We start from the raw sequence: 11,882 nt of genomic DNA on the forward strand, positions 1-11,882 counted from the left end.
CGCGCCCGCGGTCGGGCTCCGCTCAGCGGGTATCGCCCGGCACCTGCAGGGGAGTGAGCGAACTGGTGGCCGGGCCCTCGAGCAGCGTGCCGTCGGCGGCGAAGCGCGAGCCGTGCAGCGGGCAGTCCCAGGTGCGTTCGGCGTCGTTCCAGCTGACGATGCCGTACAGGTGCGGGCACACCGCGGAGACCCGGTTGGTGACGCCGTCCACCGTGCAGACGGCGGTGGGATGCAAGCCCTCGCGCAGCACCGTGCCGCAGTCCTCGGCCGGAGCGGCGCCGTCGTGCCGAATGGCGATCCGCAACCAGCCCGCGGAGAGTTTCTGCGCCACGGCGCCGTTGAGTTTCGTGGCCGTGGGGAGCGCTTTGAGCTCGTCCGGACGCCAGCTCGCCAGCGCGCCCGCCCAGCGGGGTGGCGCTCCGGTGAGTCGTCCGGCCAGCGCGATGGCGGCGGCCACACCGTTGGTGAGACCCCATTTGGCGTAGCCGGTGGCCAGCTGTATGTCGTTCTGACCCGGCAGCACCGGACCCACGTAGGGCAGTTCACCGACGGGGGAATAGTCCTGAGCCGACCAGCGGTGGGTCGGTTCGGCGCCGGGAAACCAGGTTCTCGTCCAGCTCACCAGCTCCTCGACCTTCTCGCGGGTCGATCCGCCGCGGCCGACGACGTGGCCGTTGCCGCCGACCAGCAGCAGCTCCCCGTCGGGTCCCTGCGCGCGACGCAGGGAACGGGTCGGGCTCCCCGCGCTGATGTACATATCGCGCGGAGCTGGGCGGTCCAGGCTGAACGCCGCCAGATAGGAGCGTTGCGGCGTGAGGCGGGCGAAGAACCCGCCGCGATCGAGGATCGGTGTCCCGGTGGCCAGCACCACCCGGCGCGCGCCGAGGTCGCCGTGCTCGGTGGAGACGACGAGCTCACCGCCGCCGTGGTGCACGCCGCGGACCAGGGTGGATTCGTAGATCGGGGCGCCGTGCGACTCCACGTCGGCCGCCAGTGCGGCCAGCACCGCCATCGGATCGAGTTGGGCCTGATCCGCCAGGCGCACCGCACCGCGTGCGGGGAAGGGGACGTCGAGGTCACGGAGCAGTTCGGTGGGCAGACCCGCTTTCTGCGTCGCGGCGTATTCCGCGCGCACCGCGGACATCTCCTCGTCGTTCTGCGCGTAGGTCAACGCCGCGGCTCGCTCCACGGCGACGCCGTGAGCGGCGCAGAAACCCAGCAGCCAATCCTGCCCTGCCTGATTCGCCGCCACGTAGTCGCGCAGTACATCGTCGGAGTGATGTTTGGCGATCTGCTGGGCCCGAGTCCCCTGCAGCAGGCTGACTTTCCCGGTCGTGGCGCCGGTCGTTCCCGCACCGACGCGCCTGCCTTCGACCACGGCCACTTCGACGCCGTTCTCGACCAGCAGCAGTGCGGTCACCAGTCCGGTGAGCCCGCCGCCGATCACCACCGTGTCGAAGCGCGATCCCGGCGTCAACCGCAACCGCGCGGGAACCTGCGCGCCGTGCAACCATAGGGACGTCATAAGCCCGAGATAGCCGGTCTCAACGGGGTGAAACGCCCGTCCGGCCCGCTGTTCATACGCGCACCTGGCTGGTGAGCTGCCGATCGGCGGCGGCGAGCACTTCGGCGGCGCTGATCATCGTCAAGCCGGGCGCGGGCGTATCGGAGCGTGGATCACCGGCGTGTCCGGCCCACAAGGCGACATGGGCGGCGCGCTCCGGTGGCGGTCCCCAGACCGCGGGCGCTTCGGGGCCGAAGATCAGCACCGACGGCGTGCCGAACGCCGTGGCCAGATGTCCCACACCGGTGTCGCCGCTGAGCACCAGGGCCGCGTCGGCCACCGTCACCGCGAGCTGTCGCAGCGTGAGTTCGCCTGCCAGCACACTGTTCTCGGGCAATCCGGCCTGTGCGGCGACGCTGCGTGTGAGTGGACGATCCGCGGCGCTGCCGACGATACGCACGGGGCATCCCCATTCGCGCAGGCCGGCCGCGACTGCCGCGAATCGCTCGGCGGGCCAGCGCCGAGCAGGCGTACCGCCCGGGTAGACGACGATGGATCGTCGCTCGCCGGTGCTCTCCGGCGGCGGTGTGATGTCCAGGCGGGCCGGGTCGGCCGGGATACCCGCCCATTCCACCAGTCGGCACCACCGCACGGTCTCGTGCAGTTCGGGCTCGAACAGCGGGCCCGGTACCCGCGGAAAATCCTTGTGCCGGTAGGTGATCGTTCGATCCGGATCGGTCGCCAGCAGCGCGCGGATACTGTCGGTTCCGGCGTCGTGCAGATTGATCGCGAAGGACGGCGGCGGCGCGTTCCAGCGCAGCCCGCCCGCGATCGGGGTGGCGTGAAGTTCATCGACGCAGTCGGCCAGTTCCACGACGGGACGCAGCCATCCCGGCGCCGCGAGGACGAGCCGGTGTGGGGGGCGGACGTCGTGCAGCGCGCGCAGGGCGGGAATCGCCGTCAACAGCTCCCGCAGCCCGTGTGCGCGCAAGGCGAGCAGGACAGTCACGAAAATGCCTCTCCATGTGGCGCGAACGGCACGGCCCCGCCGCCCGGGCCGACATCGTCGGCGGCCCGGGGCGGGTGTGCCACAAAGCTTCGAGTCGGTTCGCGGAATCCGCGCCGGACCCCGCAGACCTGTCTCGAAGCCCGCCGTCCGCTGCGGCCCTCGACGCCGTTGTCGAGGGGTGCGCACGGATAACGGCGGCACTCCCGCCGGGTTTCGGCGCCTGGACACCACGGCGGAAGCGGCATTCGCAAATCGAACGAGCGGTTCTTGCTACCTCCTGAAATGCCCGGCATGCCCGGTTCGAAACCGGGGAGCACCACATCGGCTTCCAGGAGCCCATCCGGCTACTTCGGCACGAAAATGCCGGTGAGGTCGGCCTTCCGGATCGGGGTATCCGGGTTGGCCTGCGCCGCGCACATCAGCTTGATCGCCGCGATCGCGGCGTCGACCGTCCTGGCGTCGGGCGTGCCGTCGCCCTCGCGTTCCTGTTCGAGGAACTTCTCGGTGGTGATGCGCTGTTTATCCGGATCCTGGGCGACGTATTCGTTGCACGGCGTGTCGCCGCCCTTGTTCACGATCTTCTCCGGCTCGTCGCCACACCCCGCCGCGCACACCGCCAGCGTGGCCAGCACGGCGAAGCCCATTCGGCCCGCGGCGCTCATCGCCCGAACCCCGCCAGCGCCGAGGCCAGATCCGGCACGTCGAGCGCCTGGACGGCCTGCTCACGGACATCCGGGCAGGTTTGCGTGGTGATGGCGTCGACCGTGTTCCGATCGGTGACGACCACGTCGTTCAGGCCACCGTTCCGGGCGGCCCAGTTGTGCACGGTGCCGTTGAACGTCACTTTGGCGAGGGTGGCGCCCTGTCCGCGCCATGTGTCGATATCGGCGCGCATCATGTCGCACAGCTGCTTTGCCGCCTCGGGGGTGATCTGGTCGGTGTTCGGGACCTGGGAACTGGAGGGGCCCGGCATGGTGATCGAAACGGTCGCGGGCTCGGGTGTGTCCGCCGCCGAACCGGCGTCGTCACCGGAACACGCCGCGATCACCGAACTCGCCGCCAACGTCCCGGCGAGCAGGGCGAAGCGGCCCAAGGGCCGGTTGGGCTGGTTTGTCATTCTTTCCTTCTCCTGGGAGTCGAAGCCGCGTTTCCTCGGCCGGCCGTACCGCGATCGGTTGGCGTCGATCAGTGACCGGCGGCGTCGCGCAGCCGCCTGCCTTCCCGCGCCTTGACCCTGCGGTGCTCGGCGATGATGACGAGGACGCCCGCGACGATGCACACGCCGCTGACGACCCCCGCGATCACCGCCCAGCCCGCGAATCCGTATCCGGCGGCGGTCAGCGTGAGCGCCATGGCCACGATGCCCACCGCGACCAGGATGATGCCGGGCCAGTTGCGGGCGTCCTCGATGGACTCTCCGGCGTGGCTGCGGTTGGTACGGGTGTCGTCCGGAAACGTGTGGGTCCGGGGTGCGTGCTGCTCTCCGGCGCCGGATCCCGCGGTCGGCTCGTTCGGTGCTGGCAGCATCGGATGTCCTTTCTGCTGAGCGGCAACGATTTCGGTGCGCGTGCCGCCCGGGGCCCGGAACGTTGCGGCCGGGCCATCCGGGGCGGCATACCGCTCGGATGCCCGCGTTAGCGGATCCGAAACGCGGGTACGACGTCAGCGAGCCGCCCGATCCGGGCCGCTCGAACCCGTAGAAGTCCCAGGAGGACCACGATGACAACAGCACGGGACATCATGACCCCGAACGTGGAATGCGTCCGCTCCAGCGACACGGTTGTCGCGGCCGCACAGCGGATGGCGGAATTGAATGTCGGCGCCCTGCCCATCTGCGGCGAGGACGACAAACTGAAGGGAATGCTCACCGATCGCGACATCGTCGTCAAGGTGATCGCCCAGCGCAAGGACCCGCTCGGCGTCGACGCGGGCGAGCTCGGGGGCACGGAATTGGTCACCGTCGAAGCCGACGACGACGTGCGCAAGGTGATGTCGGTGATGTCACAGCATCAGGTACGCCGCGTACCGGTGCTGGAGCAGGGCCGGCTGGTCGGCATCATCGCGCAGGCCGACGTCGCCACCGCCGTCGACAACACCCAGTCGGGAAGCACCGTGGAGGCTATCTCGACCGACTTCTGAGTCCGGCGCTCCTCAGACCGCGGCCGGGTGCATGTCGTAGACCGCGTAGGCCGCTCGGATCACCGGCTGGGCGACATTGCGCACCCGGATGCCGCCCGGAGTGGTGCCGCGTTCGGTTCCCGCGTGCGCGTGACCGTGCAGGGCCAGGTCGGCGCCGTGTTCGTCGATCGCCTCGCCGAGCAGGTAGGAGCCGAGGAACGGATAGATCTCCCTCGGCTCGCCGTGGAGCGTGTCGCTGATCGGGGAGTAGTGCGTGAGCGCGATGGTGATGTCGGTGTCCAACGCATCGAGCGCGGAGCCGAGCGCGGCGGCCACGTCTACGGTATGACCGGCGAATTCGCGCATCAGGGGTTCACCGAAGACGCTCGCGCACTTGCCCGCGAATCCACCGCCGAAGCCTTTCGTGCCGGCGACCCCGAGGGTGCTTCCGTCGACGTTCAAAGTCACCGAGGCCCCTTCCAGGACGGTGATGCCGTGGTCGGTCAGCGCGGCGGTGATCTCGTGTTCGGCGTCGCCGTGATAGTCGTGATTGCCCAGGACGGCGACGACCGGCACGCCCAGGTCGGCGAACTCCTCCGCGACCACCCTCCCTTCGTCGGCGCTGCCGTGGCGGGTCAGATCGCCCGCCAGCAGGAGCACGTCGGCCCGCTCGTCGAGGCCCGCCAGCGCCGGCCGCCACTGCCCGCGCGAATCCACGCCGAGATGTACATCACCGACCGCGGCTATCCGCATGCGGCTCAACTCCTTTCGGATCCGTCCGGCTCCAGCGTCTCGGTCTCGACGGGGGCCGTGGGACGGGTGACATGGACGTCGTTGTGGATCCGTGCGTGCGGAAGCTGCTCGTGCACTACGGTTTCCATCTGTTGCTTGCAGTTCTCGCTGCTCACCTCGCCGCAGAGCACCACGACGTCGCCGCGGATGGTCACCTGCACACCGAGTTCGGCGGTGCGGGGGTCCTCGGCCAGCGCCCGGCGCAACCGTGCGACCAGGTATTGCGGCTGCTCCATCTATTCCACCTTTCCGGTGCGGGTGATGCCGAGATCGTCCAGCAGGCCCATGAACGCCCGCGCGTAGGGCGACGCCTTGGTCTGTTCGCGCACCATTTCCCAGTCCACCTGTTCACGCAAGTCCCGTGCGATGTGCAGGATCGGGCTCAGATCCAGGCGGTGCGCGTCGAAGACGAGCATCTTGTCCACCATCAGGTCGGTGCCGCTGATCACGGGGGCCTTGGCCGGCCCGATCCGCATCTCGGTGGCCCGGTCGAGCAGGTCGTCGGTGACGTCGCGGTCGTTCGGACGGTGGATGACGTCGACGAGGATGTCGTCGGCGTAAACCTTGCGCAACCAGTTCTCCGGCGGGTCGCATACCCGCAGGCCCGCCCGGGCCAGTGTATGGATCGCCCGCCCGCTGTCCTCGGGTTTGACGAAGATGTCGACGTCGTGCTGGGAGGCAGGGCCGCCACGGGCGTAGACCGCGCAGCCGCCCGCCACCGCGAATCGGATATCTGTCGCCGCCAGCGCGTTCACCGTGCGGGTGAGCGCATGCAGCAGCTGATCGGTGGTAACGGCCATGCAGCGGTGGTACCCGGCGGACACCGGGTTAATCGACGTTTCACCGGGTATGCGTCCGGATATCCGGAGGGCCCGCATGCGCCGGCACCGGGCTTTCGGACCTCTTCGGACCGCGGGCCTCGGGACGCGAAAGGAGCGGCACATGCCCAAGACGACAGCACGCGGCGACGTGAAGAAATCCGAGTTGCCCAGCACGCTGGAGCGGTCGGACGAGAAGGCGCAGCGCACCTTCGCCGAGGCGCACGACGCCGCGCTCGAACAGTACGACGGCGACGAGCAGCGCGCCCATCGGGTGGCCTACGCCGCGCTGAAACACAGCTACGAGAAGGTCGGCGACCATTGGGAGCCGAAAGCCCGGCGCGGTCCCTCCGACGAGCGCGCCGCGCAGCGTGGCCCGAACGCGAAGGGCGAGACCGCCGAAGGCGTGGATGCGAACGCTTCGAAAGAGCATCTGCTCGGCATCGCCCGGCGGTTGGACATCTCCGGCCGCTCGCGGATGACCAAGGACGAACTCGTCGAGGCGATCAAGAAACGCAATCGCCGGGAGGCAGCGCGTGCCCGAAGCTGACGACGGCGCGTGGGCGCGCCGCGCGCGGGGCGAGACCGAACTCGAACGACTGGACCGCAACTGGAGCAGCCTGGTGCAGGAATTGCGTGTCGTGCAGACCGGCGTGCAGTTCCTGTTCGGGGCGCTGCTGGTGTTGCCGTTCCAGGCGTCGTTCGGCACGCTCTCACCCGGCATGCGAGCGCTCTACCTGGCCACGCTGGCCGCCGTGCTGGGGGCGACGGTGTTCCTGATCGCGCCGGTGTCCTGGCATCGGATCCTGTTCCGCAGGCACCGGCTGGGCAATGTCGTCTCCGCGGCACACCGCTGCGCGATGGCGGGCGTCGCACTGCTGGGGCTGGCGCTGATCGGCGCGGTGGTCCTCGTCGTCGACTACGTCACCGGGACGGCCGCGGCGGTGGCGTCCGGCGTCGCGAGTGTCGCGCTGTTCACGGCGACCTGGCTGGTCGCGCCGTGGCGCTGGCGCAGCGCCTCCGAGGACGTCCGCGCCGACCACTACTGACCTGACCCACCGCCGCCCCCGGGTCACCGGGCCCAGGAGACGACCTCGCCCGCGTGAGCGGGGGCGCCACGGTGGTAGGCGCTGAGTATCTCCGCCGCGACCCGGTCCCAGGAGTTCCGGCCCGCGGCACGCTGATAGCCTGCGGCGCCCCACGTGTCGCGCAGGGTCGCGTCGGCGAGCAATGGACGCACGGCCCGCGCGATAGCGTCGGCTTCGGGTGGGGCGACGAAGCGCCCGGTGACGCCGTCCACCACGGTATCCAGCAGACCGCCGACGGGCGTGGCGATCACCGGTTTCCCGCAGGCCATCGCCTCCAGCGCCACCCGCCCGAACGGTTCGTACCACGGCGTGCAGAGCACGACGTCCGCGGAGCGGTACAGCCGCGGCAGCGCCGGTCGCGTCACCGGTCCGGTCAGCCGGAGTCGTTCGCGCACACCGTGTTCCGAGGCGAGGCGGCGCAGTCTGCGGCCTTCGGTGTCGTCTTCGTCGTCGGCGGACGGGCCGCCCACGATCACCAGTTCCGTGTCCGGGAGGTCCGCCAGTGCCTTGATCACCGGGTCGAATCCGCTGCGCCGCACCAGCTCTCCGGCGGCGAGCAATCGGTGCGTGGCATGCCGGTCGGCCGCGGCGCCTTCCGGGGTGAACAGGGTGAGGTCGACCCCGTGCGGCACGATCGAGGTCCGGAAACGCGGCACGCCCATCCTGGTCAGGTCGGCGATCTCGTCGGAGCAGGTCGCCACCACGTGGGCCGCTCGCGTCGCGATGAGCCGCTCGAACCGGATGCGTGAGCGCGGGCTCGGGTCGGCCAGGCCTTCGCAGCGCCGCTGCACGGTGCCGAGGCCGTGGAAGGTCAGCACCACCGGGATGCCGTGCGCGCGGGCGGCCAGCTCGGCGGCGAGCCCGGACTTCCAGTAGTGCGCGTGCGTGATGTCCGGTCGTTCGGCGGCCCAGTGCCGCCGCAGGCCCGTGCCGAAGTCCCCGAGATAGGGCAGGGTCCGGTCGCTCGGTAGCGGAGCGGGCGGTCCGGCCGCGACGTGCACCACGCGGTAGCCGCCTTCGGCGAGCAGTTCGGCCGACGCGCGTGGACTGATGCGCCGGGTGTAGACGGTGACCTCGTGGCCGCGGCGCGCGTACGCCGCCGACAATTCGGCTACGTAGGTGCCGCGGCCGCCTCCGTCGGCGGGGCTCCCTTCGGCGAGGGGGCTGGCATCTTCGGAAACCATGGCAATCTTCACCGGGTGCTCCGTTCTCGTCGCGGGCACCCTCCGGCCGCGCGAATCCGCGCGGTTGCCCTACGACCGGCATCGCGTGACGTGTGGGATATGTCGGGGATATGCCCCGAGGCGGATCGATGAAACCCCACGTCAGCGGCAATATCCCCAGCCGAACGGTCGGTTTGTGCCGGTGACGGGCGCTCCGGCGGCGGGTCACGTTCTCCTACCGAACGCTGTCGGGAACGGGTGGACCGTGCCACACTGTAGGGAGGTTGAGATCACAGCCGACCCCGGTTCGACGCATTCGGCGCAGCCGGTCGATGGGACGGCACGGCAACCGATTCGCGCTCGCGCCGCCTTCGTCCCCGGCCCGCCACGGAGGACTGGATACCCCCTACACGGGAGGTTCGACTTGTCTGCCATTTCTCTGCTACGGGAGCACGCCGAGGGCGTGCATCTCAATGGTTCGGGACCGGGACGTCGTCGGGACAACCGGTTGTGGGCGCAGCGGGTGGATCGCCGCCGGGAATGCGTGGTGGTCCGTGTCGAAGGCGAGTTGGACGCCGCCGTGTCGGCCGAGTTCTTCGAGACGGTCGACCGTGCGTTGCAGTCACCGTGCGATGCCGTGGTGATCGATCTGCGGGCGGCGCGGTTCTTGAGTCTGCGCGCGGCCGTGCGGCTCGGTGGCCTGCGTAGGGACGGGGTCGGTCGTCCGGATCTGCGGATCGTGGCGGGCGGACCGGGAGTGGAGCGCGCACTAGAGGTGACCGGCGTGCGGTCGTTGTTCCCCAGCTACTCCTCCATGCGGGCAGCCCTGGACGCCTGAGCTGAAGGGCGCGGCGCCCCGAAGCCCCTGCTCGCGGTGTGACCGCTGCCGATCCGGTCACACCGGGTGCACCGGCATCGGATACTTCTGCGGTGAGTGATAGCAGGTCGGTCCAGCCCGAGGAAGCCCGGGCGCTGGACCGAGTGATCGGTTCGGGAACGCCGCAGAGTGTGGGCAGTTTCCGGTTCTGGTTCGCCGACCGGCGATGGGAATGGTCGGACGAGGTCGCGTCGATGCACGGCTACGCGCCGGGGGCGGTGACGCCGACGACGGAGCTATTGCTGACGCACAAGCACCCGGAAGATCGCGAAGCGGTGGCCAGCGCCCTGGCGCGGTCGATCGCCGACGCGGAACCGTTCTCCAGCCGGCATCGCATCATCGATACCGAAGGCGCCGTGCATCACGTGATCCTCGTCGCCGATCGCATGGTCGACGAGGAGGAGCGCGTCGTCGGCACCTCCGGCTACTACATCGATGTCACCGACACACTCGCCGAACACCGGCAGGAGACGCTGGACGGCGCCCTGCCCGAGCTGTACGCCGCCCGAGCCGTGATCGAGCAGGCGAAGGGCGCGCTCATGCTGATTTACGGCATCGGACCCGAGCAGGCGTTCCGGGTGCTGAGCTGGCGGTCGCAGGAAACCAACGTCAAGCTGCGCAGGCTGGCCGCCCGGCTGGTGGCCGATCTGCCCGGCCTGACGCGTGTCCCCGCCGCGCTGCGGACGGAGTTCGACCACCTGCTGCTCACCGCGCACGAGCGCATCGACGGCGACTGACCGGCGTTTCGATCCAGCCTCGGCGGGTACGTCCTCGGACGAGGAACGCGGCGTATATCTGCTCCACAGTCCGCGGTGCCCGCGGTGTTTCGGCCGCCAGGAGAACCCGCGGCGATGTGCAGGCCACAGTGGAGTGGCTGTGAGGACAAGGTGGTGATGGGCAAATGGGGGAGTGGACTTCCCGATCCTTTACCGACACGACGACCGTCGGTGTGCGAGTGCCCGCCCAGCTGGAGCAGCTGACCATGCTGCGCGCGCTCGCCGAGACCGTCGCCCTCATCGCCGACTTCGCCCTCGATGAGGTGACCGACATCCGGCTCGCGCTCGACGAGGTGGCGACCTCGCTCATTCTCGACGCCGCGCCCGGCTCGATGATCGACTGTGAGTTCACCTACGACACCGACAAGATGTTCGTGCACGTCTCGTCGGTCGCGGTCACCGAGTCGGTGGTCGGCCACGCCGGGCTCGGCTGGCACATCGTGCGCACGCTGACCGACTCGATCGCCGCCGCGCAAGGCTCCTACGACAGCGTGCTGGGCGGGTATCCGACAGTGATCGACTTCAGCTGGGTGCGGGGTGCCCCGAATGGCGAGTGAGCCGAGGGGGCGCGGGGACACCTACGACAACATCGAGCCGCTTTTCGAGAAGATCGCCGCGCTGGAACCCGGGGACGCGCGCCGCGACGCGATGCGTCAGGAGCTGATCGAGCGGTGCCTGCCCCTGGCCGAGCACATCGCCAGGAAGTTCTCCGGGCGCGGGGAGAACTTCGATGATCTGCTGCAAGTCGCGCGTCTCGGCTTGGTGCAGGCAGCCGACCGTTTCGACGTGACGCGCGGGTCGTCGTTCCTGTCTTTCGCCGTCCCCACCATCATGGGCGAGGTCCGGCGGCATTTCCGGGACAACACCTGGGCCGTGCGGGTGCCGCGCCGGACCAAGGAGATCCAGCTGAGCATCGGTCCGACCGTCGAGACGCTGTCGCAGCGGCTGGGCCGGATGCCCCGAGCCAGGGAGATCGCCGCGGAGCTGGGGGTCGACCTGGTCGAGGTGACCCAGGCGCTGATCGCGGGCAACGCCTACCAGTCCTCGTCCATCGACGCGGTCGCGGGCGAGGACGCCGAGAGTGCCGCGCAGCCGCTGCTGGACAGCCTCGGCGCCGAAGAGCCGTCCTACCACCTGGTCGAGGACGTGATGGCGGTCGAGCCGCTGCTCGGCGAGCTGCCGGAGCGCGAGCGTCAGGTGCTGGTCATGCGGTTCTTCGAGTCGTTGACGCAGAACCAGATCGCCGAGCGGCTCGGGGTCTCCCAGATGCACGTCTCCCGCATTCTTTCCCGGACGCTGAACTCGCTGCGCGAGCAGGCGCTGCGGGACTGAGCGCGGGTCGCCTACACCGGATTCGGCGGAGCGGGATCCGGCGACGGTCCCGGCAGGCCCGGGTCCGGTGTAGGGCGGCTGGGGTCCGGCACCGGAGGCACCGGGGCGGGGCCGGGTATCGGAGGGCGGGGCGCGGGGCCGGGAACCGGCGGCAACGGATGCGGATCAGGTTCCGGGGGAATGGGATTCGGGTCCGGAATGGGGTCCGGCTCGGGAATCGGCGGCACCGGATCCGGTTCTGGGATCGGCGGCACCGGGTCCGGCTCGGGTGTGGGCGGGACCGGCTGTGCCGCGCTGTCACTGGACATGCCAACTCCTTCTCGTTCGAGCGATCGGCCAGCGGGTGTTTTCGCTCGTCCGGTCCGATCATCGGCCGGTTACCCACCGATCGCGGCGCGAACCGGG

Annotated in this window: 17 protein-coding genes; 7 read left to right on the plus strand and 10 right to left on the minus strand. The window is 69.9% G+C overall.

The window, feature by feature from the left end; genetic code table 11:
* Positions 1-22: 22 nt before the first annotated feature.
* The 5 genes from QMG86_RS13565 to QMG86_RS13585 form a co-directional block, all read right to left on the minus strand.
* Positions 23-1,525: an FAD-dependent oxidoreductase gene (locus tag QMG86_RS13565; RefSeq protein ID WP_281879881.1), complete on the minus strand. Its 1,503-nt coding sequence runs from the start codon at positions 1,523-1,525 to the stop codon at positions 23-25.
* 52 nt (positions 1,526-1,577) lie between these two features.
* A complete protein-coding gene (locus QMG86_RS13570) occupies positions 1,578-2,513 on the minus strand; it encodes a glycosyltransferase family 9 protein (RefSeq protein WP_281879883.1) in 936 nt (311 codons plus the stop codon).
* A gap of 344 nt (positions 2,514-2,857) precedes the next feature.
* Positions 2,858-3,175, minus strand: coding sequence for a hypothetical protein (locus QMG86_RS13575; RefSeq protein WP_281879884.1), 318 nt, complete (start codon positions 3,173-3,175; stop codon positions 2,858-2,860).
* Positions 3,172-3,630 carry a hypothetical protein gene (locus tag QMG86_RS13580; RefSeq protein WP_281879885.1) on the minus strand — a complete coding sequence of 153 codons (459 nt, stop codon included), beginning with the start codon at positions 3,628-3,630 and terminating at the stop codon, positions 3,172-3,174. The genes QMG86_RS13575 and QMG86_RS13580 overlap by 4 nt, the downstream gene beginning before the upstream one ends.
* A 68-nt stretch (positions 3,631-3,698) precedes the next feature.
* Positions 3,699-4,040, minus strand: a complete 342-nt coding sequence (locus tag QMG86_RS13585; RefSeq protein ID WP_281879886.1) for a hypothetical protein — start codon at positions 4,038-4,040, stop codon at positions 3,699-3,701.
* Between the two features lie 192 nt (positions 4,041-4,232).
* Here QMG86_RS13585 and QMG86_RS13590 point away from each other — a divergent pair, with 192 nt between their 5' ends.
* Positions 4,233-4,652, plus strand: coding sequence for a CBS domain-containing protein (locus tag QMG86_RS13590; protein ID WP_159840585.1), 420 nt, complete (start codon positions 4,233-4,235; stop codon positions 4,650-4,652).
* Between the two features lie 12 nt (positions 4,653-4,664).
* On the opposite strand, the gene QMG86_RS13595 is transcribed toward QMG86_RS13590, so the two are convergent.
* From QMG86_RS13595 to QMG86_RS13605, 3 genes are read right to left on the minus strand one after another with little or no spacing between them, the layout of a single operon-like run.
* A complete protein-coding gene (locus tag QMG86_RS13595) occupies positions 4,665-5,384 on the minus strand; it encodes a metallophosphoesterase family protein (RefSeq protein ID WP_281879888.1) in 720 nt (239 codons plus the stop codon).
* A 5-nt stretch (positions 5,385-5,389) separates the two neighbouring features.
* Positions 5,390-5,659 (minus strand): BON domain-containing protein, encoded by a 270-nt coding sequence (locus QMG86_RS13600; protein WP_201297986.1) that lies wholly within the window; start codon positions 5,657-5,659, stop codon positions 5,390-5,392.
* Entirely contained in the window at positions 5,660-6,223 is a 564-nt protein-coding gene (locus QMG86_RS13605; protein WP_281879890.1) for a nucleotidyltransferase family protein, read from the minus strand.
* 142 nt (positions 6,224-6,365) lie between these two features.
* Here QMG86_RS13605 and QMG86_RS13610 point away from each other — a divergent pair, with 142 nt between their 5' ends.
* Together QMG86_RS13610 and QMG86_RS13615 are read left to right on the plus strand one after the other, a co-directional pair.
* Positions 6,366-6,791, plus strand: coding sequence for a ChaB family protein (locus QMG86_RS13610; protein WP_281879891.1), 426 nt, complete (start codon positions 6,366-6,368; stop codon positions 6,789-6,791).
* Entirely contained in the window at positions 6,778-7,290 is a 513-nt protein-coding gene (locus QMG86_RS13615; protein WP_281879892.1) for a DUF6328 family protein, read from the plus strand. Before QMG86_RS13610 ends, QMG86_RS13615 begins: the two co-directional genes overlap by 14 nt.
* 23 nt (positions 7,291-7,313) lie before the next feature.
* Here QMG86_RS13615 and QMG86_RS13620 read toward each other — a convergent pair whose 3' ends face one another.
* A complete protein-coding gene (locus QMG86_RS13620; protein ID WP_434086178.1) occupies positions 7,314-8,525 on the minus strand; it encodes a glycosyltransferase in 1,212 nt (403 codons plus the stop codon).
* A 391-nt stretch (positions 8,526-8,916) separates the two neighbouring features.
* Here QMG86_RS13620 and QMG86_RS13625 point away from each other — a divergent pair, with 391 nt between their 5' ends.
* From QMG86_RS13625 to QMG86_RS13640, 4 genes are all read left to right on the plus strand, one after another.
* On the plus strand, positions 8,917-9,330 hold the full coding sequence (locus QMG86_RS13625; RefSeq protein WP_281879896.1) for an STAS domain-containing protein: 414 nt from the start codon (positions 8,917-8,919) through the stop codon (positions 9,328-9,330).
* A gap of 92 nt (positions 9,331-9,422) precedes the next feature.
* The gene (locus QMG86_RS13630) at positions 9,423-10,106 is read left to right on the plus strand and encodes a PAS and ANTAR domain-containing protein (protein WP_281879897.1); all 684 of its coding nucleotides are present in this window, start codon (positions 9,423-9,425) and stop codon (positions 10,104-10,106) included.
* 218 nt (positions 10,107-10,324) lie between these two features.
* Positions 10,325-10,702, plus strand: coding sequence for an ATP-binding protein (locus tag QMG86_RS13635; RefSeq protein ID WP_350356386.1), 378 nt, complete (start codon positions 10,325-10,327; stop codon positions 10,700-10,702).
* Positions 10,692-11,477, plus strand: coding sequence for an RNA polymerase sigma factor SigF (locus tag QMG86_RS13640; RefSeq protein WP_281879899.1), 786 nt, complete (start codon positions 10,692-10,694; stop codon positions 11,475-11,477). Before QMG86_RS13635 ends, QMG86_RS13640 begins: the two co-directional genes overlap by 11 nt.
* An 11-nt stretch (positions 11,478-11,488) precedes the next feature.
* Here the strand turns inward: QMG86_RS13640 and QMG86_RS13645 are convergent, their stop codons facing one another.
* The gene (locus tag QMG86_RS13645) at positions 11,489-11,785 is read right to left on the minus strand and encodes a hypothetical protein (protein WP_281879900.1); all 297 of its coding nucleotides are present in this window, start codon (positions 11,783-11,785) and stop codon (positions 11,489-11,491) included.
* Positions 11,786-11,882 lie beyond the last annotated feature (97 nt).

This window comes from Nocardia sputorum, from assembly GCF_027924405.1.
In the GTDB taxonomy this organism is placed as follows: domain Bacteria; phylum Actinomycetota; class Actinomycetes; order Mycobacteriales; family Mycobacteriaceae; genus Nocardia; species Nocardia sputorum.